At 65.8% G+C, this 25,634-nt stretch carries 17 protein-coding genes; 16 read left to right on the plus strand and 1 reads right to left on the minus strand.

All coding sequences use genetic code 11. The features are described 5' to 3' along the window. Positions 1 to 7 precede the first annotated feature (7 nt). Both G7Y82_RS05935 and G7Y82_RS05940 read left to right on the plus strand, forming a co-directional pair. Positions 8 to 2,140 (plus strand): hydantoinase/oxoprolinase family protein, encoded by a 2,133-nt coding sequence (locus G7Y82_RS05935; protein ID WP_168147076.1) that lies wholly within the window; start codon positions 8 to 10, stop codon positions 2,138 to 2,140. Positions 2,141 to 2,154: 14 nt separating this feature from the next. Beyond that, a complete protein-coding gene (locus G7Y82_RS05940) occupies positions 2,155 to 4,404 on the plus strand; it encodes a hydantoinase B/oxoprolinase family protein (RefSeq protein WP_240954088.1) in 2,250 nt (749 codons plus the stop codon). Between the two features lie 62 nt (positions 4,405 to 4,466). Here G7Y82_RS05940 and G7Y82_RS05945 read toward each other — a convergent pair whose 3' ends face one another. Then, a complete protein-coding gene (locus G7Y82_RS05945; protein ID WP_168147077.1) occupies positions 4,467 to 6,461 on the minus strand; it encodes an acetoacetate--CoA ligase in 1,995 nt (664 codons plus the stop codon). A 311-nt stretch (positions 6,462 to 6,772) separates the two neighbouring features. Here G7Y82_RS05945 and G7Y82_RS05950 point away from each other — a divergent pair, with 311 nt between their 5' ends. The 14 genes from G7Y82_RS05950 (at position 6,773) to G7Y82_RS06015 (ending at position 25,626) form a co-directional block, all read left to right on the plus strand. Further along, positions 6,773 to 8,743 carry a hydantoinase/oxoprolinase family protein gene (locus G7Y82_RS05950; protein WP_168147078.1) on the plus strand — a complete coding sequence of 657 codons (1,971 nt, stop codon included), beginning with the start codon at positions 6,773 to 6,775 and terminating at the stop codon, positions 8,741 to 8,743. 20 nt (positions 8,744 to 8,763) lie between these two features. After that, on the plus strand, positions 8,764 to 9,201 hold the full coding sequence (locus G7Y82_RS05955) for an acetone carboxylase subunit gamma (RefSeq protein WP_168147079.1): 438 nt from the start codon (positions 8,764 to 8,766) through the stop codon (positions 9,199 to 9,201). A 132-nt stretch (positions 9,202 to 9,333) separates the two neighbouring features. Next, positions 9,334 to 11,463 (plus strand): hydantoinase/oxoprolinase family protein, encoded by a 2,130-nt coding sequence (locus tag G7Y82_RS05960; protein ID WP_168147080.1) that lies wholly within the window; start codon positions 9,334 to 9,336, stop codon positions 11,461 to 11,463. Between the two features lie 26 nt (positions 11,464 to 11,489). Then, on the plus strand, positions 11,490 to 13,766 hold the full coding sequence (locus tag G7Y82_RS05965) for a hydantoinase B/oxoprolinase family protein (RefSeq protein WP_168147081.1): 2,277 nt from the start codon (positions 11,490 to 11,492) through the stop codon (positions 13,764 to 13,766). Between the two features lie 51 nt (positions 13,767 to 13,817). Further along, on the plus strand, positions 13,818 to 14,630 hold the full coding sequence (locus tag G7Y82_RS05970) for a glucose 1-dehydrogenase (RefSeq protein ID WP_168147082.1): 813 nt from the start codon (positions 13,818 to 13,820) through the stop codon (positions 14,628 to 14,630). A gap of 10 nt (positions 14,631 to 14,640) precedes the next feature. Then, the gene (locus G7Y82_RS05975; protein ID WP_168147083.1) at positions 14,641 to 15,465 is read left to right on the plus strand and encodes a hypothetical protein; all 825 of its coding nucleotides are present in this window, start codon (positions 14,641 to 14,643) and stop codon (positions 15,463 to 15,465) included. A gap of 13 nt (positions 15,466 to 15,478) precedes the next feature. Further along, positions 15,479 to 16,399 carry an alpha/beta hydrolase gene (locus G7Y82_RS05980; RefSeq protein WP_168147084.1) on the plus strand — a complete coding sequence of 307 codons (921 nt, stop codon included), beginning with the start codon at positions 15,479 to 15,481 and terminating at the stop codon, positions 16,397 to 16,399. After that, positions 16,396 to 16,866 carry a DUF3237 domain-containing protein gene (locus tag G7Y82_RS05985; protein ID WP_168147085.1) on the plus strand — a complete coding sequence of 157 codons (471 nt, stop codon included), beginning with the start codon at positions 16,396 to 16,398 and terminating at the stop codon, positions 16,864 to 16,866. Before G7Y82_RS05980 ends, G7Y82_RS05985 begins: the two co-directional genes overlap by 4 nt. Before the next feature lie 26 nt (positions 16,867 to 16,892). Continuing rightward, positions 16,893 to 18,932: an acetoacetate--CoA ligase gene (locus G7Y82_RS05990; protein ID WP_168147165.1), complete on the plus strand. Its 2,040-nt coding sequence runs from the start codon at positions 16,893 to 16,895 to the stop codon at positions 18,930 to 18,932. A gap of 15 nt (positions 18,933 to 18,947) precedes the next feature. Then, positions 18,948 to 19,709: a glucose 1-dehydrogenase gene (locus G7Y82_RS05995; protein WP_168147086.1), complete on the plus strand. Its 762-nt coding sequence runs from the start codon at positions 18,948 to 18,950 to the stop codon at positions 19,707 to 19,709. 45 nt (positions 19,710 to 19,754) lie between these two features. Beyond that, positions 19,755 to 20,891 (plus strand): DUF5938 domain-containing protein, encoded by a 1,137-nt coding sequence (locus G7Y82_RS06000; protein ID WP_168147087.1) that lies wholly within the window; start codon positions 19,755 to 19,757, stop codon positions 20,889 to 20,891. 13 nt (positions 20,892 to 20,904) lie between these two features. After that, the gene (locus tag G7Y82_RS06005; RefSeq protein ID WP_168147088.1) at positions 20,905 to 22,929 is read left to right on the plus strand and encodes an acetoacetate--CoA ligase; all 2,025 of its coding nucleotides are present in this window, start codon (positions 20,905 to 20,907) and stop codon (positions 22,927 to 22,929) included. Positions 22,930 to 22,969: 40 nt separating this feature from the next. Further along, complete coding sequence (locus tag G7Y82_RS06010) at positions 22,970 to 24,769, plus strand: acyl-CoA dehydrogenase family protein (protein WP_168147089.1); 1,800 nt, start codon at positions 22,970 to 22,972, stop codon at positions 24,767 to 24,769. Positions 24,770 to 24,804: 35 nt separating this feature from the next. Then, complete coding sequence (locus G7Y82_RS06015) at positions 24,805 to 25,626, plus strand: SDR family oxidoreductase (RefSeq protein ID WP_168147090.1); 822 nt, start codon at positions 24,805 to 24,807, stop codon at positions 25,624 to 25,626. The last annotated feature ends 8 nt before the right edge of the window (positions 25,627 to 25,634 follow it).

A 25,634-nucleotide genomic window follows, 5' to 3' on the forward strand; every position in this document is an offset into this window, starting at 1 on the left:
CACTGCCATGAAACGTGTTTCAGTGGATATCGGCGGCACTTTCACCGACTGCTTCGTCGCCTGGGATCAACGCTATATCGAGAGCAAGGCGCTGACCACCCATCACAACCTGGCATTGGGCTTCAATGAAGCCTTGCAGTCGGCCTGTCGCGAACTGGAGATCAGTGAGCGCGAGTTGCTGTCGCAGGTCGACTCGGTGCGTTATGCGACGACGCTCGGGACCAATGCGCTGATCCAGCGCAAGGGACCGCGTCTGGGCTTGTTGACGACCGCAGGCTTCCGCGCATCGGTGCCGCTGTCGCGCGCCAAGGGCTACGGCACCGGTTTGGACCACAAGCGGCAGATGGATGTGCCGAACGCGCAGCGGCCGGAACCGCTGGTGCCGATTCCGATGATTCTCGAAGTCCGCGAGCGCATCGACTTCGATGGCCAGATCGTCATGCCGCTCGATGAAGAAGATCTGCGGCTCAAGCTGCGGCAGCTCGTCGACAAGGGTGCCGAGACGCTGGTCGTCGTGCTCGCCAACAGCGTCGTCAACCCTGCACACGAACAAAGGATCCGGGAGATTTTTCTCGAGGAATATCCGGCCCATCTGCTGGGTGCGATTCCGATGTTGCTGTCTCATCAGGTCGCGGGCCGCAAGGGTGAGTACGTGCGCGCCATGTCGACGATCATGGACGGCTACCTCCATCAGGTGATGTATCACGGCCTCGGCACGCTGGAGCTGAACCTGCGCAACGCCGGCTACGAAAAGCCGATGCAGGTCAATCACAACAGCGGCGGCATGGCGCAGCTGAACTCCACCGATGCGCTGCAGACCATGCACTCCGGACCGGTGTCCGGCATTGCAGCAAGCGAACACCTGGCACTGCAGACTTCGCTCGGCAACATCGTCGCCACCGATATGGGCGGAACCAGCTTCGACATCGGTATCGTCGTCGAGGGTGGCGTCAAACACTACGACTTCAATCCGGTGATCGAGCGCTGGATGGTCAGTGTGCCGATGGTGCACCTGGTCACGCTCGGTGCCGGCGGCGGTTCGATCTGCAGCTACGATCGCATGTTCAGCACGGTTCGCGTCGGGCCGGACAGTGCCGGCTCCGATCCGGGGCCGGCGTGCTACGACCGCGGCGGGCTGGCGCCGACGGTGACCGACGCGGACCTGCTGCTCGGCTATCTCGATCCCGGCAACTACGCCGGCGGTCACATTCAACTCAACGTTCGGCGCGCGCGCCAGGCGTATGAGGATCTCGCCGACGCACTGGACATGTCGGAGGTCGAGGTGGCCAAACTGGTCCGGCAGACCGTCGACGCGAACATGGCCAACGGCATCGCCACCGAGTTGCGCACCCGCGGGTACGAGCCCAGCGCATTCACCATCCTTGCCTACGGCGGCAATGGTCCGCTACACGCCTGCGGCATTGCCAGGGCGCTGGGCGTGTCGCGCATTCTGGCGCCGCCGTTCGCATCGGTGTTCTCCGCGGTCGGCGGCGGCAACATGAGTCAGCTGCATATTCACGAGATGAACAGCTGGACCGTGTTGTTCGACGCCAATCAGCAGCGTTTCTTCGAGGACTACGCGCGCTTCAATGCCAGCGTCGAGGCGCTCGAGCAGCGCGGTCGCGACGATCTGCTGCGTCAGGGCTTCAGCGATACGGACATACGCTACCGGCTCGAACTCGACATGCGCTACGGAAACCAGCGCGTGCAGACCGCGGTGGTGACGGACTTGCATCGCATTCACTCGTCACAGGACGTTTTGCGCCTCATCGAGCAATTCCACACGCGCTACGGCGAGCGCTTCGGCAAGGGGAGTCAGGCGCCGGAGGCTGGCGTCCGCGTCAATACCATTCGCGTCTGCGCTTATGTCGAACATGCCGGCGTCGCATTCGGCGACATCCTGCCGGCAGCGGTGACCTTGGCCCCGCCCGATCCGGTCGGGAAGCGGACCTGCCATTTCGTGGGTTATGCGCAAGGCCTGGAAACGGCGGTTTACGACGACGCCGCGCTGGCGGTTGGTACCAGCATCGACGGTCCGGCCATTGTCGTGACCCGGGCCACGACTTATCTGGTCGAGCCGGGTTGGCGTCTGCAGGCCGCCGCACAAAACGCCGTCTGGTTCATGCGGCGCGACAACTGAACAGGAGCAACAACATGAACGACATGCAGACACCGCTCGACGAATCGGGCGTGCTCGACCGCTTTCTCAGCGAAAACCGCCTGTTTTGTGCGCCGGACCCGGCCATCATGGAGGATCATCGGATCGGCCCCCGTGATGCGCGCGAGCAGGCGTTGCTCGAAGGGGAGGTCGATCCGCACCGCATCAATCAGGTGCGCGGCCTGATTCTCGCGGCGCTCGACGAAGGCAACACCATGATCGAGCAGATGGGCGCAGCGCCGGGGGCGAAGTGGGGCGACATGGTGGCGGCCATCTTTACCGCGAGTGGCGATCTTTCGATGATCGCGCCGCATGGCGTGGTCGGCTTCGCCGCCTGCTGCCATTACCCGATCAAGTTCATCCGAAAGTATTGGGAACACGACCCGACGGTCGGCGTGCGCGACGGTGACGGCTTCATTCACAACGATGCGCGCTATGGCGGAATCCACAATACCGACCAGTCGATGATCTTGCCCCTGTTCTGGAAAGGGCGGCTGATCTGCTGGCTGTCGGCGACCGTGCACGAGGGGGAGAATGGCTCTTGCGAGCCCGGCGGCATGCCGGCGGCGGCCGAGAGCAAGTACGACGAAGGTTTGAAGATGCCGCCGTTTCGCGTCGTCGAGAACTTCCAGATCCGCCGCGACCTGCAGACCTTCCTGCAGAATTCGGTACGCGATCCGAAGCTGCAGTACGAGGACATGAAGGTCAAACTGCACTCGGTTCTGCGCCTTCGCGAACGCGTGCTGCGCATTCTCGAGGAGCACGGCGAAGAAGCGCTGATCGTGACGCTGCGCAAGAATCTCGAAGATGTCGTCGAGGAGGTCAAGCGGCGCATTCGTGAGCTGCCGGACGGCACCACTCGCGTCGTCTCGTTTGCCGACTCGACGCTGCGCGAGAACGCCCTGCTCAAGCTCAATATGGCCATTACGGTTCAGGGCGAGCGCATGACGATCGACATGCGCGGCTCGGCGCCGGAAATCATCAATCGCTCGATCAACACCAATCTGGCTTCGTTCAAGACGATGCTGTTTACCGGCTACCTGCAGAACATCTGGCCGGATCTGCCGCAGTGCATGGCGGTGTTCACGCCGCTGGAGTTCGTGTTCGACGAGCGTTCGCTGCTGAACGGTTCGTTCGAGACGCCGCAGGCGATGAGCCTGATTCCGTTGTTCAAGGCGATGACCATCGCCTGCATCCCGATGGCGAAGTTCAACTACATGCTGCCGCATCGCTACACGGCGATGGTCGCGCCGCAATACGATCAACCGGCGACGCTGATCTATGGCGGCTTGACCCAGCACGGTGAACAGGTCGGCAACTTTTGTGCGGACATCAACGGCATGGGGCAGGGCGGGCGCTCCCATCGGGATGGCGAGCATTCGGTTTCGCCGCCCTTCGCGGCGCACTGCGACCTCGGTGAGATCGAGCTGATGGAGGAAGATATTCCGATCGTGCGCCTGGGGGCGTTCACGCTGGCCAAGGATCGGGTCGGCTTCGGAAAGCAGCGCAGTGGTCTTGGCTACGAGCAGATCGCGACGTTCCGCGGCACCGGCCTGTGGGGTTTCATGACCGGCTGCTCGGGCTCGCTGTTTCCGTCTGCGCTGCCGCTGTTCGGCGGCTACGCGTCTCCCGCCTATCCGCTGTGCAAGATCAAGGGCGTCAATGTCTTCGATCTGATGCGTGAGACACCGGAGGCGTTTCGCTTCGACATCGTCGAACTGATGAACACCCAGCCGTTCCCGGGTGCCAGCTATTCGACGCACGACATGGGGATGACCTTCGAGCTTGCGGCGCCGGGGGAGCTGTACATGATGTGCCAGGGGGCCGGCGGCGGATATGGCGATGTCCTTCAGCGCGATCCGGCGCAGGTCATGCTCGATGTCGCCGAGGATCTGATCTCGGACGTGACGGCGCGCGACATCTACAAGGTGGTCTTCGACGCCGACACGCATGTAGTGGACGAAGCCGCCACCGCCGAATGGCGCGCCGCCGAGCGGCGCGAGCGCCTGGCCCGCGGTCGACCTTACGATGAATTCGTCGCCGACTGGGTGGCGCCGGAACCGCCCGCGAGCCTGCCATTTTTTGGCAGTTGGTCCGATCCGCAGCAGGTCTACGGGGTCACCATGGGGCAGCGTGTGGCGATGCCGGCGTCGGGACTCGAGAGTATGTTCATGCTCAATCCCAAGGATGTGCGCATCGCGCAGCTCGAAGCCGAGTTGCTGGCGGCACGGGGTTCGGCTGACTGAGCGAGGCGGCGGCGCCGAGCGTTCGAGCCCGGTGCCGCCGCAGGCTGGTTCTCAGGTCCTGCTCAGCTGCTGCGGGTCGGGTCTGTCGCACGTCGCTGTGCATAGCCGACGTACCAATCGAGCGCTTGTGGGTTGGCCATGGCATCGCGGCTGGCGACCGAGTCGGGTTCGGCGCCGAGCAGAAGTTTGCGAACCGGAACCTCCATCTTCTTGCCCGTCAGCGTATACGGTACGGCCGGTGCGGCAACGATCGCGTCCGGTACATGGCGCGGCGAACCTTGCGTGCGCAGCAAGCCGGCGATATGAGCCTGCAGGGCGCTGTCCAAGGTGACGTCGTCGCGCAACACCACGAACAGAGGCATGAAGAAGCCGCCGCCCGGCAGGTCGAGATTGACGATCAGGCTGTCGCGGATCTCGGCGACGGACTCCAGTGTTCGGTAGATTTCGGCCGTGCCGATGCGCACCCCATGGCGGTTCAGCGTCGAATCCGAACGGCCGAGTATCTGGCAGCCGCCGCGCGCGTTGATGCGCAGGTAGTCGCCGTGTCGCCAGACACCGGGCCAGGTCGTGAAGTACGACTGGCGATAGCGCTCTGCGTCGTCGTCATTCCAGAAGCGCAGCGGCATCGACGGCATCGGCTGGCGGACGACCAGCTCACCGACCGCGTCGAGGCATGGCTGGCCGGCGTCGTCGTAGGACTCGACGTCGACGCCCAGGCAGCGGGCCTGTATCTCGCCGGGATAGACCGGTTGCGTCGGCACACCGCCGACGAATCCCGACGCGACATCGGTGCCGCCGCTTTGCGAGGTCAGCCACAGATCGGCGTTGATATGCGTGTAGCACCACTGCATGTGCTCCGGCATCACCGGGGCGCCGCCGAGCATCATGCTGCGCAAACGCGACAGGTCGTAGTCCTGCGCCGGTGTCAGGCCCATCTTCTGCAGCTGACCGATGTATGAAGGGCTCGCGCCAAAAAAAGTCGTGCCGGTGTCCTGCGCAAGCTTCCAGAGCACGTCCGGGCGAGGGCTCATCGGGTGGCCGTCGTAGAGGACGACGGCGCTGCCGGTCAGCAAGCCCGCGATCAGCATGTTCCACATGACCCAGCCGGTGGTGGTGAAGTAGAACAGCGTCGAGCTCGGCTTGAGGTCGAAATGCAGGTGATGAAACTTCAGGTACTCGATCAGGATGCCGCCGTGTCCGTGCACGAACGGCTTGGGCAGGCCAGTCGTTCCGGATGAATAGACGACCCATAGCGGGTCATCGAATGCGGTGTCGGCGAACACGAAGTCGGTGCTCCCGTCGGACGCCGCGAGCCACGCCGGCCACGAAAGCAGCGACGTCACCGGCCAATCCGGCAGCGTGGCGCTCAGGCCCGGGACATGGACGACGTGCTCGATGCTCGGGACGCGTCGCAGCAGTTCAGCGACGCTGTCGCGGCGGTCGTGCGCTTGCCCCCCGTAATGGTAGCCGTCGCTGGTCAGCAAGACTTTCGGCGTGATCTGACTGAAACGGTCGGTGATCGTCGCGGCGCCGAAATCCGGTGAACAGCTCGACCAGATCGCGCCGATGCTGGCGCTGGCGAGAAGGGCGATCGCTGCTTCCGGGATGTTCGGCAGGCACGAGCAGACGCGATCGCCGGGTTCCACCCCGAGTCGGCGCAGGGCGGTGGCTGCGGCACGCACCTCGGCATGCAGGCGATCCCATGACCATGATCGCAGGGGCTGGGTTTCGCTCGCCGCCCACAATGCGGGACGCGAACCGCTTCCTGCCCGCAACAGGTGTTCGGCGAAGTTGACGCGCGCGCCGCCAAACCAGCGTGCCCCGGGCATCTGCCGGCTTTCGAGCACCTGCCGATACGGAGTCCGGCTCTTGACGCCGAAATATTGCCAGATTGATGCCCAGAAGGCCTCGGGGTCTTGAACCGACCAGCGATGCAGCGTGCCGTAGTCGTCAAAGCGGTGGCCGTGCGCTTTCAGCCAGGCGAGGTAGTGCGTGAGGTTGCTGTCACGGCGGCGCTCGGCCGACGGCTGCCACAGGGCGGGGCCGGTGTGCGGCATGGGGGCTGCTCCTCCGGTGTGGCGGTCGGTGCCGCCTGTCTGATGCGGCGATCGTACGGCGCCCCAGCCACGCGCCAACCGCCCGAAGGGATGGAGATGCCCCCGGTTCGGAGGACCAGCGCGAAAACTACCCACTCGGGTAGCGGCCCGGTGCGAGGAGCCCGATAAGGTTTCACATCAGAAAGCGAGGGCCTTGCCTATCGCTTCGATCCGCAACCGCCCGGAGGAGAACCGGCCATGTTGAGCAGAGCGCCCGTGCCCCGCCGCGGCGTCGTCGATGTTTTCCGCGCATTCAATCTGGAGATTCGTTCATGAGTATCGTCCTCGATGAGGTAACGGACGCTGATCGCGCGCGCCGAGCGCCGGCGTCCGGCACCGGCAAGCTGATCAATATCGACAACGGCGGTACGTTGACCGACATCTGCGTGATCGAGGGCGCGCAGGTCTGGCGCACCAAGACGCTGACCACGCCCTACGATCTGTCGAAGTGCCTGTTCGAGGGCCTGCGCAAGATTTCCCGCGTGATCTACGGCGAGGAAGACCTGCTCAAGCTGCTGTTGTCCACGGCGCACATTCGCTACTCGACGACCCAGGGCACCAATGCGCTGGTCGAGCGCAAGGGGCCACGGCTCGGTCTGCTGCTGTCCGGCCTCGATGCGGCGGCGCTGCAACAGGACGCACAGCAGCGCGACGTGTTCGGCGGGCTGGTCGGCACGCGCGTCGAGACGCTCGATCTGGGCACCGACGAGGCGGCGCTGGAAGTCGCGGCGACGCAGGCCATCAATCGCCTCGCGTCGGCCGGTGCCAACCGCATCGTCATCGGCGTCGGCGGTGCGCAGCGCGATGCCGGCGAGACGCGCCTGAAGAAGATGCTGCTGAAGAAATTTCCGCCGCATCTGCTCGGCGCCATCCCGTTGCTGTATTCGCATGAGGTGGTACAGGACGACGACGACGTGCGCCGCGTCTGGACCGCCTTGTTCAATGCGTTCCTGCATCCGGCGATGGAGCGCTTCCTGTACAGCGCCGAGCATCGTCTGCGCGAATACAAGACCAAGAACCCGTTGCTGATCTTCCGTAACGACGGCGACTCGGCACGCGTGTCGCGTACGGCCGCGATCAAGACTTATTCGTCCGGGCCGCGCGGCGGCGCCGAAGGCGCCAAGGCGCTGGCCGCACACTATGGTTTCGAGCGCCTGCTCGGCATGGATGTCGGCGGCACAACGACCGACGTCAGCCTGGTCGAAGCCGGTGCCGTGCGCACTGATCGCCGCGGCCGGATCGAGGGCGTGGCGACGTCGCTGGCGCTGTGCAACGTCACCAGCGCCGGTGTCGGCGGCTCGTCGATCCTGTCGGTCGTCGACGGTCGCATCAAGGTCGGGCCGGAGAGCGTCGGCGGCGCACCGGGTCCGGCGTGTTTCGGACTCGGTGGCACCGAGGCAACGATCACCGACGCCTTCCTCGTGCAGGGACTGCTCGACCCGGTCAGCTATTTCGGTGGTGAGCTGAAGATCGACGTGGAGCGCGCCCGTGCCGCCATCGACGAACGCATCGCCAAACCACTGAAGCTGTCCGTCGAAGACGCAGCGGCGGCAATGGAACAAGCCTGGGTGCAGAAGGTGGCCGACGCGCTCAAGGCGTTTACGACGATCACGCCGGACACCACGCTCGCGGCGTTTGGCGGCGGCGGTCCGTTCCTGGCCACGCGCATCGCCGAGGCCGCCGGCATCAAGCAGGTTCTGATTCCGGGGTTGGCCGCGGTGTTCTCGGCGTTCGGCATCGGCTTTTCCGACATCGCCCACGAATACGAAGCCCCACTCACCGCCACTGACGCGGCGACGCTGAAGGCGACGCGCGAGCAGCTTCTGGAGCGTGCCCGCCGCGGCATGTTCGCCGAAGGCTTCGATCTGGCCGATTGCCGCATCGAAACCTGGCTGCAGGTCGGCGACGAGCTGCAGCCACTGCTCGGTGATGCGCTGCCATCGCTGCCGCAAGGCGCGAAGCCGTCGCTGCTGCTGAAGGCGACCCGCATCATCGCGCGCGCGACGCTGGCCGGTCAGTTCGGCAGCGCCGAGCAGGCGGCGATCGCCGACGGTACCCGCCAGGCCCGGATCGATGGCCAGGCACAGGCGCTGCCGCTGTACCGGACCGAGCAGCAGTCCGCCGGTGTTCAGGCGCAAGGCCCGTGCGTGCTCGAAGACGCGTTCTTCACCGCCCGCATCGATGCCGGCTGGCGTTTCGAGATCAATGCATCCGGCGACATCCTGCTGACGAAGCAGGGCTGAGCCGATCTGGAGCAGACCCCATGAAAGTCCTGGTTACCGAATATCTGCGCATCAATCTCGATACCGAGAAGTGGGAGTGCCGGCGCTGCGGTCACGAACACGGCAACGCCCGCGAGAACTACAAACACGGCCTGCTGGTTTACGACCGCGATCCGCGCGAGATCCACAAGCCGTTGCTCGACACCCAGCTCTACGAACGCACGTACTCGCCGGACCCGAAGTGGTGCCGGATTCTCGAGTACTACTGCGCATCGTGCGGAACCATGGTCGAGGCCGAGTATCTGCCGCCCGGCCATCCGCCACTGCACGACATCGAGTTCGACATCGATGCGCTGAAGCTGCAGTGGAAGGATCGCAAGGAAGTCACCGAGCCGAGCATCGCCCCCGACCTCGCGCTGGAGAAGGTCAAGCACGGTCGCGCGCTGCACGCCGAAATGCACCACGGACACCAGCACTGAGCCGGCCTCACCGGCAAGGCCTTATCGGAATCCGACGCGATCGCATCCCGCGTTTCGCCGAACGTCGAAGCCGGCGTTCAAAAACAACAACAGCGGTGCGCCGCCCATGGCCGCACGCCAGGAGTGAGAGAAATGAAGCGAGTATCCGTGGATATCGGCGGCACCTTCACCGACACCTTCGTGGTCTGGGACAACCAGTACATCGAAGGCAAGGCGCTGACCACGCACCACAACCTGGCGCTGGGTTTCAACGAGTCGCTCGGCGATGCCTGCAAACAGCTCAAGGTCGATCCGTCGTTGCTGCTGTCGGAAGTCGATTCGGTGCGTTACTCGACGACGCTCGGCACCAATGCCTTGATCGAGCGCAAGGGCCCCCGCATCGGTGTTCTGGTCACGACCGGCTTCAAGAGCACGATTCCGCTGTCGCGTGCGCGTGGCTACGGCGAGGGCTTGTCCGAGCCGGAGCAGATGGACATTCCGAATGCGAAGCGGCCGCAGCCGATCGTGCCGATTCCGATGATTCGCGAGGTCCGCGAGCGCATCGATTATCTGGGACAGGTGTTCTGGACGCTGGACGAGGACGATGTGCGCCTGCGCATTCGTGAGCTGGTCGATGCCGGTGCCGAAGCGTTAGTGGTGATGTTCACCAACAGCGTCGTCAATCCCGAGCACGAGCTGCGGGTTCGGGAAATCTTCCTCGAGGAATATCCGGCGCATCTGCTCGGCGCGATTCCGATGCTGCTGTCGCATCAGGTCGCTGGCCGCAAGGGCGAATACGCGCGCGGCACGTCGACCATCATGGACGCGTTCCTGCATCAAACGATGTACCACGGTCTCGGCACGCTGGAACTGAACCTGCGCGCACAGGGTTACAGCAAGCCGATGCTGGTCAGCCACAACTCCGGTGGCATGGCGCAGCTGAACTCGACCGATGCCTTGCAGACCGTGCACTCCGGGCCGGTGTCCGGCATTGCCGCGAGCGAGCATCTGGCGGCCGCCGCCGAGCTCGGCAATGTCGTCGCCACCGACATGGGCGGTACCAGCTTCGACATCGGCATCGTCGATCAAAGCGGCGTCAAGCACTACGACTTCAATCCGGTGATCGACCGCTGGCTGGTGTCGATCCCGATGGTGCATCTCGTCACGCTCGGCGCCGGTGGCGGCTCGATCGCACGCTACGACCGCATGTTCGGTTCGGTCGAGCTCGGCCCCGAATCGGCGGGCTCGGATCCGGGGCCGGCCTGCTATGACCGCGGCGGTCTGAAGCCGACCGTGACCGATGCCGATTTGCTGCTCGGTTATCTCGATCCGAAGAATTACGCCAACGGCCGCATTCCGCTGAACCCCAAGCGCGCCAGGCAGGCGGTCGAAGATCATCTTTGCGACGAGCTCGACCTGAGCGTTGCCGACACCGCGAAGCTGATCAAGCGCAATGTCGACGCCGGCATGGCCAACGGCATCGCCACCGAACTGCGCACGCGCGGCTACGAGCCCAAGGACTTCACGATCCTCGCGTATGGCGGCAATGGCCCGCTGCATGCCTGCGGCATCGCCAACGCCCTGGGCGTGTCGCGCATTCTGGCGCCGCCGTTCTCGTCGACGTTCTCGGCCTGCGGCGCGGCCAACGTCAACCAGATGCACATCCATGAGATGAGCACCTGGACCGTGCTGTTCAATCCGGCGACGCGCGGCTTCTTCAACGACTACGACGGCTTCAACCGCAGCGTCGAAGAGCTCGAAAGGCGCGGCCGTGAGGACCTGCTGCGTCAGGGCATGGACGAGCAGCAGATTCGCTACCGCCTCGAACTCGACATGCGCTACGGCAACCAGCGCGTGCAGACCGCGGTCGTCACCGAGCTCAACCGGCTGCACACGCAAAAGGACGTGCTGAAGCTGATGGATCAGTTCCACGAAAGCTATGGCGCGCGCTTCGGTGCCGGCAGCCAGTCGCCGGAAACCGGCGTGCGCATCAACACCATTCGCGTCTGTGCGTTCGTCGAGCAGCCCAAGGTGGCATTCGCCAAGTTGCGGCTCGGCGACAAGACGGTCGCGCCGCCGTCGCCCGTCGTCCAGCGTGACTGCCACTTCGTCGGTCACGACCAGCCGCTGCCGACGCCGGTCTATGACGATCAGGCGCTGGCCGAGGGCACGCGCATCGAAGGGCCGGCGATCGTCACGACGCGGGCCACGACCTATCTGGTCGAACCGGGCTGGACCTACCGCGCGGCCGCTCAGGGCGGCGTCTGGTTCGTCAAGGAATAACGTTCATTCTGCTGGAGCACGACCTCATGCACGACAACATCTCCGCTGAAGAGCGGGCACTGCTCGACAAGTTTCTCGCCGACAACAAGATGTTTCTCGGCCCCGATCCCGAGATCATGCGCGATCACACGGTGACGCCGCGCTCGGCCGCCGAAGAAGCGGTTTTGAAGCAGGGCTTCGACACGCATCAGGCGCATCACATCCGCGGGCTGATCAACGCCGCCTTGTCCGAAGCGTTCACGATGGTCAACCAGATGGGCGCGGCGCCGGGTGCCAAGTGGGGCGATCTGGTCACGGCGATCTATACCGCCGAAGGCAACCTGGCGATGATCGCGCCGCACGGCATCATCACGTTCGCCGCCTGTGCGTTCTATCCGATCCGTTTCATCATCAAGAACTGGGTGAGCGACCCGACCGTCGGCGTCAAGGACGGCGACGGCTTCATTCACAACGACGCGCGCTACGGCGGCGTCCACAACACCGATCAGTCGATGATGATGCCGCTCTACTACAAGGGCGAGCTGATCTGCTGGCTGTCGAGCACGATTCACGAAGGCGAGAACGGTGCGTGCGAGCCGGGCGGCTTGCCGGCGGCGGCCGAGAGCAAGTACGACGAAGGCATCAAGATGTCGCCGTTCAAGGTCGTCGAGAACTTCCAGATCAAGCGCGATCTGGTGACCTTCCTGCAGAACTCGGTGCGTGACCCGAAGCTGCAGCTCGAAGACATGAAGGTCAAGCTGCATGCGGTGATGCGTCTGCGCGACCGCATCATCGCCATCCTCGATCAGTTCGGTCGCGAGGCCTTGATCGCGACCATGCGCATGCATCTCGAAGACACCGAGACCGAAGTGCGACGCCGCATTCGCGAGCTGCCGGACGGGACGACGCGTGTGTTGCAGTTCATGGATTCGAGCCTGCGCGAAAACTGCATGCAGAAGATCAGCGTCGCGATCACCGTCAAGGGCGATCGCATGATCTGCGACTTCCGCGGCACCGCACCGCAGTTCATGAACCGTTCGGTCAACACCAATCTGGCGTCGTTCAAGGCGGCGCTGGCGACCGGCTTGCTGCAGAACATCTGGCCTGATCTGCCGCACACGATGGCGGTGCTGTCGCCGATCGAGGTGATCACCGACCCGAACTCCATCATCGACGCCGAAGGCGAGATGCCGCAGGCCATGAGCCTGATGCCGCTGTTCAAGGCCTGCGTCGCGTGGACGGTGCCGATGGCCAAGTTCAATTACAGCCTGCCGCGGCGTTACTCGGCGATCATCGCCTCGCAATACGATCAGGCGGCGACTTTCATCTACGGCGGCCTCACGCAGCACGGCGACGTCACCGGCAACTTCTGCGGCGACATCAACGGCATGGGGCAGGGCGCGCGCAGCCACGCCGACGGCGAGCACTCGGTGTCGCCGGTGTTCGGCTTCATGGCCGATTCCGGCGAGCACGAGATCAACGAGGAAGACACGCCGATCATCCGCCTCGGCGCCCAGCGTCTGGCCAAGGATCGCGTCGGCTTCGGCAAGTATCGCGGCGGCATGGGCTACGAGCAGATCGCCACCGCGCGCGGGTCCGGCATGTGGGGCTTCATGACCGGCTGCGAGGGCTCGAAGTTTCCGTCGGCGCAGGGTCTGTTCGGCGGCTATTCGTGCCCGGCCTACCAACTGCTGAAGATCAAGGGCGTCAATATCTTCGAGACGCTCAATCGCGATCCGAAGGCGATCGAGGTGTTCGACATCCTCAAGCTGATGAACGAACGGCCGCTCGCCGGCGGCAAGTACAGCAGCAACGACATGGGCATGACCTTCGAGCTCTGCGACGAAGGCGAGATCTACATGATCTGCCAGGGCTCGGGCGGTGGCTACGGCGACGTGCTCGAGCGCGATCCGGCGCTGGTGATGAAGGACATCGAGGAGGATCTGCTGTCGGCCGATCTGGCGCGCGAGATCTACAAGGTGGTCTTCGACGAGCGCACGCTGGTCGTCGACGAGGACGCGACGCGTGCGATGCGTGACGACTATCGCCGCCAGCGCCTGCAGCGCGGCAAGCCGTTCGATGCCTTCTGCAAGGACTGGGTCACGGCCGAGCCGCCGGCCGATCTGCCGTATTTCGGCAGCTGGGACGACAACCGCCGCATCTATGCGCAGAACCCGGCGATCAATCTGAAGGTGGTGATGAACGCCGATCAGCTGCAGGGCTTCTACATGCCGAATCCCAAGGACCTGCAGATCGCCTCGCTCGAGGCACAACTTGCCAAGGCACAGGCCGCACTCGAAGCCTGCCAGGCAGCCGGTCGCTGAAGCGCAGCCGGAAAAACAGCTGAACCATATTCATAACAGGGGAGAGATTCGATGATCGACTATGGCAAGCGGTTCCGCCTCGACGGCAAAGTGGCCCTGGTTACGGGGGCGGCGCGCGGCATCGGCGCGGAGATCGCGATGGCGCTGGCACAGGCCGGTGCCGCGGTGCTGGTCAGCGATGTCGCCGACGGTGGCGGCAAGGCCACGGTGGCGGCGATCCGCAAGATGGGCGGCAAGGCCGAAGCCTGCGTGCACGACGTCACCGACGAAGCGCAGTGGGAAGCGGCGGTTGCCAAGGCCCAGTCGGCGATGGGCCGGCTCGACATCGTCGTCAACAACGCCGGCATCGAGACCGCGGCGCTGTTGTCGCAATGCACGCTCGAGGACTTCCGCCAGGTGCTCGACGTCAACGTGTCCGGCGTCTTCCTGGGCGTCAAGCACGCGATCCGGGCGATGGCCGCGCCGCAGGGCGCGGGCGGCGCGATCATCAACCTGTCGTCGGTGGCCGGCCTGATCGGTACCACCGGACATGCGGCGTATCACACCTCGAAAGGGGCGGTGCGCCTGCTGACCAAGGCGGCCGCGGTCGAATGTGCGCAGCTGGGTACCGGCATCCGCGTGAACTCCGTGCATCCGGCGATCGTTGCCACCGAGATGGGCACCAACTTCATCCAGCATTTCGTCGATCTCGGTCTGGCACCGGACTACGCGACGGCTGAAGGTGCGATCAAGGGCGCCCATCCGCTGGGGCGCTTCGGCGAGCCGGCCGACGTGGCCAGTGCCGTCGTCTACCTGGCGTCGGACGCGGCGCAGTGGATGACCGGCACCGAGCTCGTGCTCGATGGCGGCTACACGGCGGCCTGAGCGCCACGCCATGAACCGCTTCGACGAACTGATCGCCGCGCGGCGACCCCTCTGGCTGGACTACGCCGATTACGCCGGCGCGCTGCTCGCCGGTGGGCAGGCGCCGTGGCTGGACGTGTCGGCGCTGGTCGCCTGGCAACGCAAGGCGCAGGGCCTGCTGCGTTCCGATGTCGTCGAACTGCCGCTCGGCGCGGTGGCGGCCGCCTGGCTCGACGCACATGCCACGCTGCGCGACGCGATGGCCGCCAAGCGGCGCGTCGGTTACCCGCTGCGCACGCTGCTGGCCGACGACGATCTGCGCCATCACCTGGCCGAACTCGCCGGCGGCCTGCGCGCGAGCTTCGCCTCGCAGCCACTGGCGATCGCCTGTCCGTCGCCGCGGCGCTGGCTGCTCGAAAGTTATCGCGCCGCGCATGGCGAAGTGCCGGAGTTCGACGACGACGATGTCGACAGCGCCGCCGTCTATCTCGCCGACTTTCTGCGCCTGTTCGGCGAGATCGGCATCGACGTGCTGCTGCTGCAGGAGTCGCTGGACAGCGCGCCGTCCGATGCCGCGTCACTAGCGTGCTGTCAGCCGGTCCTGAATGTGGCCGCGCATTACCGCTGGATCGTCGGCATGGCAACGCCCGCCGGGCGTTGCGAGGGGGATGCGTCGCTGGACTTCGTGGTCGCGCCCGAGGCGGTTGAGCGCCGCTACGTCGCGCAACAGATTCCCGCGGCGTTCTGGACGGGCGCGGCGGTGCCGGACTGTCCGGCCGGCGGCTTTCGCTATGCCGGCATTCCACGTGACGCACAGCCCGAGGCCGTGCTGCAGCGCCTCGCGTCGCTGCGCTGACGGGCTACCGACCATGAGCCTCCAGGCCGCCATTGTCCCTTACGCCTTGCGCGCGCTGAAGCTCGCCTTGCAGCCGCGGGTGCCGGTTGCGGTACAGCGTGCGCTGTCGGCAGCGGCGCTTTGCGCCACGCCGCTGCCGCGCGGCGCGGCACGTGAATGGCAGAACCTTGGCGGTGTGCGCTGTGAGCGCCTGCGTCGTCGCGACGCGCGGCCGCGCCGCTGCATTCTCTATCTGCACGGCGGCGGCTACGTGATCGGCTCGCCGGCGACGCACCGGACCGTCACGGTGCGCCTGGCGCTGCAGACCGATGCCGATGTGATCGTGCCGGACTATCGGCTGGCGCCCGAACATCCGTACCCCGCCGCACTCGACGATGCGCTGCAGGTCTGGCGTGCACTGCGCGACGGCGGGCGGTCGGCTGACGACATCATCGTTGCCGGCGACTCGGCAGGCGGCGGTCTGGCCTTGTCGCTAGTCTTGGCTTTGCGCGATCGCGGCGAAGCGCTGCCGACGGCGGTTGCGACGATCTCGCCATGGGTCGATCTGGCGCTGACCGGCGACAGCGTGCAGGCCCGTGCCGCGCGTGACCCGCTGATCACGCCGGCCTGCGGCACGCACTGGTCGGCGCTGTATCGCGGCGCGGCGCGCGCCGACGATCCGGGCTGTTCGCCGTTGTACGCCGGGCTCGCCGGTTTGCCGCCATTGTTGGTGCACGTCGGCAGTGAAGAGGTCATCTACGACGATGCCCAGCGGCTGGTCGCCAAGGCGCGTGCCGCCGGCGTCGCGGTAACGCTGCGTGAATACCCCGGGCTCTGGCACGACTTCCATCTGCAGGCTGGCTTGCTGCCGGAGGCCGGTGTGGCGGTCGCCGAGATTGCCACGTTCTGCCGGGTGTCCTGGAACGATGAAGGCGCGCGGAGGAGTGCCGCATGAGCGCCGGCCTCGCCCTGCGCGGCGAGCATCTGTTTGCGCTGCGCGCGCAATTGCAGGCCCCGCCGGAAGTGATCGGGCCGGTACCTGAAGGGCTGCGCATGACGTTCTACATCGCCGGCGGCCGCGTCGATGGGCCGCGCCTGCGCGGCCGCTTGCGCGCCAGCGGCGCGGACTGGTTCACCTTGCGTCGCGACGGTGTCGGCCAGCTCGATGTGCGCGGCACGATCGAGACCGACGATGGCGCCTTGATCCAGATCGACTACGCCGGACTCGCGGATGCCGGTGAGGGGGCTTACGAGAACGTCGTGGGTGGCGCGCTGCCGCCGCGCCTGACGCTGCGCACCGGGCCGCGCCTGCGCAGTGCCCATCCCGCCTATCAGTGGCTGCATCGCCTGTATTGCGTTGGCATCGGCGAGGCCGATCTGCAGACCTTCGAGGTCCGCTACGACATCTACGCACTGCCGTGAACGAAACCAAGAACGAGGAGAACGACATGGTGCAGGAAGGCGAGTTGCTGTGGACGCCGCGAGCGGAGTTCGCGCAAGGCTCGCAGATCGCCCGCTACCAGCGCTGGCTGCGCGAGCAGCGCGGGGTTGAAACGTCCGATTACGCGACGCTGTGGAACTGGTCGGTGCGCGAGCCCGAGGCGTTCTGGGCGACGATCTGGGATTACTTCGACGTGCAGTCGTCGGTGCCGTACTCGCGGGTGCTCGATACGCATCAGATGCCCGGCTGCAAGTGGTTCGAGGATTCGCGCCTCAATTACGCCGAGCACCTTTTGCGGCAAGAGGCGATCGCGCCGGACGCAACCGTCTTCCATCACCTGTCGGAGACGCGCCCGCTGGCGCAGATGAGCTGGCGCGAGCTGGGCCGCCAAGTGCGCATCCTCGCCACCGAGCTGCGCGCGCTCGGCGTGCAGCCCGGCGACCGTGTCGTGTCGTACATGCCCAACGTGCCGGAAACGGCGATCGCGATGATGGCGACGACCGCGATCGGCGCGGTGTGGTCATCGGCGGCACCGGAGTTCGGCGTCAAGACCGTGATCGAACGGTTCTCGCAGATCGAACCGAAGGTGTTGTTCGCCGCCGACGGCTACCGCTTCGGTGGCAAGGACTTTGTGCGCGACGCCGAGGTGCGCCGCATCGTCGATGCGCTGCCGTCGTTGCAGACCGTGGTCTGGCTGCCGTACCTGGACCCGGCCGCGCCGCCGCCGTCGTGGAAGCAGATGCGCCGTTGGGGCGATCTGCTCAGCGGTCCTGATGTCTCGCCAGAGCAGTTCCGCTACGAGCACGTCGCCTACGATCATCCGCTGTGGGTGGTGTTCTCGTCGGGCACGACCGGTCTGCCGAAGGCGATCGTGCACAGCCACGTCGGGGCGCTCGTCGAGCACCTCAAGCTGATGCACTTTCATCTGAATCTCGGTCCGAAATCGGTGATGTTCTTCTACAGCACCACCGGCTGGATGATGTGGAACCTGCTGCTGGCGGCGCTGCTGACCGGGAGCGGGATCGTGCTTTACGACGGCAACCCCGCACACCCGTCGCCGGACTTTCTCTGGCAGCTCGCCGCCGACACCGGCACGACCAGTTTCGGTGCCAGCCCGACCTATGTGCAGATGATGGAAAAGGCCGGTCTGGTGCCGGGGCAGCGCTTCGATCTGTCGAAGCTGGAGGCGATCGTTGTCGCCGGCGCACCGTCGACGCCGGAGACCTTCGCCTGGTTCTACCGCAGCGTGAAGCCGGATCTGTGGGTGACCTCGCAATCCGGCGGCACCGAGTTGTGCAGCGGCTTCGTCGGCGCATCACCGACGCTGCCCGTGCATGCCGGCGAGATTCAGGCGCGCTTGCTGGGGATGGACGTGCACGCCTGGACCGACGATGGCCATGAGCTGATCGACGAAGTCGGCGAGCTGGTCGTGACCACGCCGTTTCCGTCGATGCCGATCAAGTTCTGGAACGACGACGGCGGCAAGCGCTATCGCGAGTCGTATTTCGAGGCGATGGAGACCATCCGGCCGGGCGTCTGGCGGCATGGCGATTTCATCAAGGTCAATGCGCGCGGCGGCTGCTACATCTACGGCCGATCGGATTCGACGCTGAATCGCTTCGGGGTGCGGATCGGCACCGCGGAGATCTATCGCGCTGTCGAGCAGGTACCGGAAATCGCCGACAGCCTCATCGTCTGTTGCGAGTTGCCGGGCGGCAAGTTCTTCATGCCGCTGTTCGTGCGCCTCAAGCCTGATGCCGAACTTGACGAGAACCTCGTGCGTCGCATCAACACCAAGCTGCGCGAGGACTGCAGTCCTCGCCACGTGCCGGATCGGATCTACGCCGTCACTGCGGTGCCGTACACGCTGACCGGCAAGAAGATGGAAATCCCGGTGCGCAAGCTGCTGATGGGCTGGCCGCTGGAAAAGGCGGCGAGCCGCGACGCGATGATGAATCCGGATGCGATCGACTGGTTCGTCCGCTTTGCGCAGGACAGCCGCGACTACGACTGGCGTGGCAACGCGGCGACGTCCGCGCGCGCCTGAACGGGAGGCCAGGACATGGGACGTGTACAGGACAAGGTCTGCATCGTGACCGGTGGCGCGCGTGGCCTGGGCCTCGCTGCCGCCGAGGCGCTGCTCGAAGAAGGCGCGTACGTGCTGCTCACCGACGTCGATCGCGATGCCGGTGCCGCGGTCGCGGCGCGGCTCGGGTCGCGTGCGGCGTTCGTGATGCAGGACGTCACCGACGATGCGCGCTGGCCGGCGGTGCTCGATGAGGCGATCACGCGCTGGGGGCGGCTCGACGTGCTCGTCAACAACGCCGGCATCGGCTTGCTCGCCGACATCGAGCAATCGACGCTGGAAGGGTGGCGGCGCACGCTCGACATCAATCTGAGCGGCGTCTATCTCGGCACGCAGGCGGCCATCGCGCGCATGAAGGAACACGGCGGGGCGATCGTCAACATGGCGTCGATCGAGGGCCTGCTCGGCGAGGCGATGCTGCCGGCCTACAACGCCAGCAAGGGCGGTGTGCGTCTGTTCACGCGCTCCGCCGCCATTCATTGCGCACGCGCTGGCTACGGCATTCGCATCAACACCGTATGCCCCGGCTTTGCCGACACGCAGATGGTCAGCGGCGCATTGGCGACGCTGACGCCCGAACTGGCCCAGCAGTTTGCGGAGAAGACCTTGTCGCGCATTCCGCTTGGCCGCTTCGCGCGGCCCGAAGAAATCGCCCGCTGTGTGCTGTTCCTGGCATCCGATGAAGCGAGCTACGTGACCGGCGCCGACCTGGTGGTCGACGGCGGCATGACGGCCTGACGCGACACCCCGTCGAAGCAACAACAAAAACCCGAGGAGAGAAGCATGAGCAAGAAACCCGTCGTCATCTATGGCGTCACCGGCTACACCGGCCGCCTCGTCGCCGAGTATCTGCGCGAATACCGTACGCCGTTCATCGCCGCTGGCCGTGACGCCAAGCGCATCAAGGAAGTGCTCGACAAGGTGCCGGGCATCGAGAATGCCGACTACGAGATCGCCGAAGTCGAGCACAGCGTCGAGGCGTTGACCCAGCTGATGAAGGGCGCCAAGGTCATGTGCAACATGGTCGGCCCGTTCATGAAGTACGGCGACGAGGCGGTCGAAGCCTGTTACAACGCCGGCGCGCATTACACCGATACCAACGGCGAGCAGAACTGGATGATGCACGCCGAGGAGAAGTGGGGGCAGAAGTTCGCCGACAAGAACCTGCTGCTGACGCCGGGCATCGCGCAGATGTATACGACCGGCGAGATCGCCGCCAACCTCTGCCTCGAAACGCCGGGACTCGATACGCTCGACATCCTCGTACTGTGGCGTGGCTTCCCGACCTATGCGTCGACGCAGACGATCTTCAGCATCCTCACGTCCGACTTCTTCTACCTCGAGCAGAACCAGTACGTGCAGTGGTCGCCGTACGCGAAGATCGAGGCGATGGTGCCCGGCCAGCACGCGACGGCGATGGCGCTGCCGTGGGGCGGCACCGCGCATCCGGTGTGGTTCAAGAACGATCCGCGCGTCGCGACCTGCAAGGCGATGGGCGGTGTGTTCGAGCGCACCGTGATGGAAGGCGTGGTGCAGATCACGTCGGTCGTCGAGGAGAAGATCAAGAAGCTGCCGAAGGCCGAAGCGGAGAAGGAGTTGTCGGCGATGGCGGCGTCGCTGCAGGCCGGCATGCCGCCGCGCGAGAATCCGCGCCTCAACACGTCGGTCGATTCGGTCCACGCCAGCGGCCCGCTCGGACATGCGCATTGCGTGATTCACGGCGTCTGCAACTACAAGCAGACCGGGCTGTTGCAGGCCTATGTCGCGTATCACCTGCTGCAGGCGCCGCCGAAGCGTTACGGCTTCGCGTCCGGCTGTCAGGCCTTCGGTCACCGCGAGCTGCTCGGTGTCTTGCAGAGCTTCGGTCTGGTGTCGCGGCCGGAGCTGACGGTCAACTCGGCGTCGGCCAGCCTCGGCTGAACGGCCGCCGCCGATGAGCGTCGTGCGCATCGCAGCGTCAACGCCGCGGATCGCGGAGGGCGAGCGGCTATGGACGCCGCCGCCCGACGCGGTAGGCGGCGCTGCGGTCGAACGCTTCCGGCACTGGGTCAATGCACGCCATGGCCTGGACCTCTGCGATTACGACGCACTGTGGCGCTGGTCGGTCGACGAGGTCGAGACCTTCTGGGCGGCGGTGTGGGCGTACTTCGATGTGCATGCGACGCAACCGTACGAGCGGGTGCTGGCGGCGCGGACCATGCCGGGCGCGGTCTGGTTCGAAGGCGCGCGGGTCAACTACGCCGAACACCTGCTGCGCCGCGAAAGCCGACACCCGGACGCGCCGGCGTTGCTGCACGCATCGGAACTGCGTGACGGCGGCGAGCTGAGCTGGGGCGAACTGGGCCGTCAGGTCAGGACACTGGCGACGCGTCTGCGCGAGCTGGGTATTGGCCCCGGCGACTGCGTCGGCGCCTACATGCCGAACATCCCGGAAACGGCGGTGGCGATGCTGGCGACGACGGCGATCGGTGCGACCTGGGCCGCAGCGTCGCCGGAGTTTGGTTCAAGAGCGGTGATCGAGCGCTTCGCGCAAATCGCGCCGAAGCTGTTGTTCGTCGTCGACGGCTATCGCTTCGATGGCGTCGATTTCGAACGCGGTGAGCAGGTGGCCGAGATCGTCGCCGGGCTCGGCGGTGTCGAGCACGTGATCTGTCTTCCATACCTGGTGCCGCAGCGTGCGCCGCAGCAGCCCGGTGCCATGGCCTGGGCCGATTTGTTGGCGACGGCCGAGCCGGCACAGTTCGAGTACGAGTATGTGGCGCATGACCATCCGCTGTGGGTGTTGTTTTCGTCGGGGACCACGGGCCTGCCGAAGGCGGTCATCCACAGCCACGTCGGCATTCTCGTCGAGCACTGCAAGCTGACCGCGTTTCACGTCGGCCTGACGCCGGAGTCGCGGCCGTTCTATTTTTCGACGTCGGGCTGGATGATGTGGAACGTGCTGCTCGCCAGCCTGCTGCAGGGCGCGACACCCGTGCTCTACGACGGCTGCCCGATCGGCCCCGATCCCGAGGTGCTGTGGAAGCTGGTCGAGCGCATGCGCGTGACGCATTTCGGCACCAGCCCGAGCTTTGCGCAGATCATGCAGAAGGCCGGCCTGCGTCCGTGCGAGCGCTACGACCTGTCGGCGCTGCACATGATCCTGCTGGCCGGTTCGCCGGCCATGCCGGAAACCTTTGCGTGGTTTTACGAGGACGTGAAGCCGGATCTGTGGGTCACCTCGCAGAGCGGCGGCACGGAGATCGCCTCGGCCTTCGTCGGTGCGGTGCCGAGCCTGCCGGTCTATGCCGGCGAGATTCAGACGCGCTTGCTCGGCATGGACGTCGACGTCTGGAACGAGCAGGGTGAGCCGGTCGTCGATCAGACCGGCGAACTGGTGGTGCGCAAGCCGTTTCCATCGATGCCGTTGCGCTTCTGGAACGACGCCGGCAACGCGCGGTATCACGACACGTATTTCCAGACCTGGCCGGGTGTCTGGCGGCATGGCGATTCGACCAAGATCAATGACCGCGGCGGCGTCTACGTCTACGGCCGCAGCGATTCGACGCTGAACCGTTACGGCGTCTGTATCGGCACCGCCGAGATCTATCGCAGCGTCGAGCGCATCGACGATGTGATCGACAGCATCATCGTCTGCTGCGAACTCGCCGGCGGACGCTTTTTCATGCCGATGTTCGTCAAGCTGCGCGCCGGCCTGGAACTCGACGAGGCGATGCGGGCGCGAATTCGCGGGCAACTGCGCGCCGACTGCAGCCCGCGGCATGTGCCCGACCAGCTTTATCGCGTCGACAAGATTCCCTACACGCTGACCGGCAAGAAGATGGAAGTGCCGGTGCGCAAGCTGCTGAGTGGCTGGCCGCTCGAGAAGGCCGCCAGCCGCGATGCGATGCTCGATCCGACCGCGATCGATTGGTTCGTCCGCTTTCGGGCCGACAATCACGCGATGCTGACCGGCTGATGGGCGTGCCGAATCTCCTCCACGTTGCGGAGCTGCCGCGATGAGCGACGGCGCGCCGATCGACGATCTGATGTTCTGTATCGAGGAGCTGCGCTCGCTCGACGACGACACGCTGACCGCGAGCGATGTCGACCACGATACGACGCGCGCAGTCCTCGAAGCCTGCGCGCGCTTCGCGACGGAAGAGCTTGAAACGCTCGATGCCGACGGCGATCGCCTGGGCGCGCAGTGGCGCGACGGCTCGGTGCGGATGCCGCCCGGCTTTCGCGATGCCTATCGGCGTTACGTCGATGCCGGCTGGCAGGGACTGCAGCACCCGGCGGTCTACGGCGGTCAGGCGCTGCCGCAGACGACCGCGGCCGCCTGCGCCGAGATCATCAATGCCGCCAACCTCGGCTTTGCGCTGTGTCCGCTGCTGACCGACGGTGCGATCGAAGCATTGCTGACCGCCGGATCGGCGGCGCAGTGTCGCTTGTATGTGCCGCGCCTGGTCTCCGGTGAATGGACTGGCACGATGAATCTGACCGAGCCTCAGGCCGGGTCCGACCTGGCCTTGCTCAAGGCGCGTGCGGAGTTGCAGGCGGACGGCAGCTACCGCCTGTTCGGGCAGAAGATTTTCATTACCTACGGCGACCACGACCTGACCGACAACATCATTCACCTGGTGCTGGCGCGCACCGCCGATGCGCCGCCGGGCGTGCGTGGGATCAGCCTGTTCGTCGTGCCCAAGTTCCTGGTCGACGATCAGGGGCGCATCGGCGCGCGCAACGATGTGCGCTGCGTGTCGATCGAGCACAAGCTCGGTATTCACGCCAGCCCCACCGCGACGCTCGCGTTCGGTGAAGGTGAAGGTGAAGGGCAGGGTGGCCGCGGCGCGGTGGCCTATCTGCTGGGCGCCGAACATGAAGGCCTGCAGGCGATGTTCGTGATGATGAACCTCGCGCGTTTCCGGGTCGGCGTTCAGGGCATCGGGGTCGCGCAGCGCGCGTATCGCAAGGCCGCTCGCTACGCGCGCGAACGCGTGCAGTCACGGCCGGTCGATGGTCGACGGCCAAACGCCGTGGCCATCGTCGAGCACCCGGACGTACGCCGCATGCTGATGACGATGCGTGCGCACATCGAGGCCACGCGTGCGCTGGCGATTCATGCCGCCAGCCTGGCCGACGCTGCCGAAGTCGGCCTTGACCCCGACGGCGAGGCACGTGCGCTCTACGAGTTCCTGGTACCCCTGCTGAAGGGCTATGCGACCGAAATGTGTGTCGACGTCACTAGCCTCGGCATCCAGATTCACGGCGGCATGGGTTTCATCGAGGAGACCGGCGCCGCCCAGCACTACCGTGATGCCCGCATCCTGCCGATCTACGAAGGCACCACGGCGATCCAGGCCAATGACCTGATCGGTCGCAAGCTGCTGCGCGACGGTGGGCATATCGCGCGGCGGATGGCGGCGCGCATCGAACGGGTCGAACACGGTCTGGCCGCTGCCGGCGGCATCGATCACGCTGCGATCCGCGCGCCGCTGCGACGATTGCGCCTGGCGTTTCTCGACGCCGTCGAATTCATGCTGGGCCGCCAGCACGACAACGTCAATGCGATCTACGCGGCGGCCGTGCCCTTCCTGCAGATGGCGGCGCGGCTGGTCGCCGGTGGCCTGCTGGCGCGCTGCGCGCTGGCGGCGACACGTCGTGCCGGCGATGGCGGCGACACGGACTTTCTCGATGCCAAGCGCATTACCGCGCGCTTTTATGCCGAGCACATCGTGGCGCCGGCCGTGGGGCTGCGCGACGTCATCATCTACGGCGGCAACAGCGCACTGGCGCTGGCCGCTGGCGCTTTCTGAATCCACCCACTTCGATCGCTAGCGGAGCACGCACCATGTCCGGGCTGTCTGGCAAAACCTTATTCATTACCGGCGCGAGCCGTGGCATCGGCAAGGCGATCGCCTTGCGTGCCGCGCGTGATGGCGCGCGCGTCGTCGTCGCCGCCAAGACCGCCGCGCCCGATCCGCGCCTGCCCGGCACCATACACAGCGCCGCCGCCGAGATCGTCGCCGCCGGCGGCGAGGCTTTGCCCCTGCAGGTCGACATCCGCGATGAGGCGCAGGTGCAGGCCGCGGTGGCCCGAGCCGCCGAGCACTTCGGCGGTATCGACATCCTCGTCAACAACGCCAGTGCCATCAGCCTGACCCGCGCCGACGAAACGCCGCTGAAGCGCTATGACCTGATGATGGACATCAACGTGCGCGGCGCGTTTGTCTGCACGCAGGCCTGCCTGCCGCACCTGCGCCGCGCCGCCAATCCGCATGTGTTGTTGCTGGCGCCGCCGCTCGACATCGATCCGCGCTGGTTTGCGCGCCACGCCGCGTACACGGTGTCGAAGTACGCGATGAGTCTGCTGGGCCGAGGACTCGCTGCCGAACTGCGCGACGACGGCATCGCCGTCAACACGCTATGGCCGCGCACCTTGATCGAGACGGCGGCGTTGAAGGTCGACGGCCTCGACGGCACCGGCGATGGCCGCACGCCGCAGATCATGGCCGACGCGGCGTATCGCATCGTGACCCGTCCAGCGCGTCGCTTCAGCGGCCATGCCTGCCTCGACGAGACGGTGTTGCGCGACGCCGGCGTCGACGATTTCTCCGCCTATCTCGCCCGGCCCGGCACGACGCCGGCGCTGGACCTGTTCGTCTCTGCCTGAGAGCTTTC

The organism is Solimonas marina (assembly GCF_012241385.1).
Lineage (GTDB): Bacteria > Pseudomonadota > Gammaproteobacteria > Nevskiales > Nevskiaceae > Solimonas > Solimonas marina.

Coding starts and splice junctions, on each gene's coding strand:
- G7Y82_RS05975 (WP_168147083.1), top strand. CDS start 14,641: ATGAACCGCTTCGACGAACTGATCGCCGCGCGGCGACCCCTCTGGCTG.
- G7Y82_RS05990 (WP_168147165.1), top strand. CDS start 16,893: ATGGTGCAGGAAGGCGAGTTGCTGTGGACGCCGCGAGCGGAGTTCGCG.
- G7Y82_RS05940 (WP_240954088.1), top strand. CDS start 2,155: ATGAACGACATGCAGACACCGCTCGACGAATCGGGCGTGCTCGACCGC.
- G7Y82_RS06010 (WP_168147089.1), top strand. CDS start 22,970: ATGAGCGACGGCGCGCCGATCGACGATCTGATGTTCTGTATCGAGGAG.
- G7Y82_RS05985 (WP_168147085.1), top strand. CDS start 16,396: ATGAGCGCCGGCCTCGCCCTGCGCGGCGAGCATCTGTTTGCGCTGCGC.
- G7Y82_RS05960 (WP_168147080.1), top strand. CDS start 9,334: ATGAAGCGAGTATCCGTGGATATCGGCGGCACCTTCACCGACACCTTC.
- G7Y82_RS05995 (WP_168147086.1), top strand. CDS start 18,948: ATGGGACGTGTACAGGACAAGGTCTGCATCGTGACCGGTGGCGCGCGT.
- G7Y82_RS05935 (WP_168147076.1), top strand. CDS start 8: ATGAAACGTGTTTCAGTGGATATCGGCGGCACTTTCACCGACTGCTTC.
- G7Y82_RS06000 (WP_168147087.1), top strand. CDS start 19,755: ATGAGCAAGAAACCCGTCGTCATCTATGGCGTCACCGGCTACACCGGC.
- G7Y82_RS05980 (WP_168147084.1), top strand. CDS start 15,479: ATGAGCCTCCAGGCCGCCATTGTCCCTTACGCCTTGCGCGCGCTGAAG.
- G7Y82_RS05955 (WP_168147079.1), top strand. CDS start 8,764: ATGAAAGTCCTGGTTACCGAATATCTGCGCATCAATCTCGATACCGAG.
- G7Y82_RS06005 (WP_168147088.1), top strand. CDS start 20,905: ATGAGCGTCGTGCGCATCGCAGCGTCAACGCCGCGGATCGCGGAGGGC.
- G7Y82_RS06015 (WP_168147090.1), top strand. CDS start 24,805: ATGTCCGGGCTGTCTGGCAAAACCTTATTCATTACCGGCGCGAGCCGT.
- G7Y82_RS05970 (WP_168147082.1), top strand. CDS start 13,818: ATGATCGACTATGGCAAGCGGTTCCGCCTCGACGGCAAAGTGGCCCTG.
- G7Y82_RS05965 (WP_168147081.1), top strand. CDS start 11,490: ATGCACGACAACATCTCCGCTGAAGAGCGGGCACTGCTCGACAAGTTT.
- G7Y82_RS05945 (WP_168147077.1), bottom strand. CDS start 6,461: ATGCCGCACACCGGCCCCGCCCTGTGGCAGCCGTCGGCCGAGCGCCGC.
- G7Y82_RS05950 (WP_168147078.1), top strand. CDS start 6,773: ATGAGTATCGTCCTCGATGAGGTAACGGACGCTGATCGCGCGCGCCGA.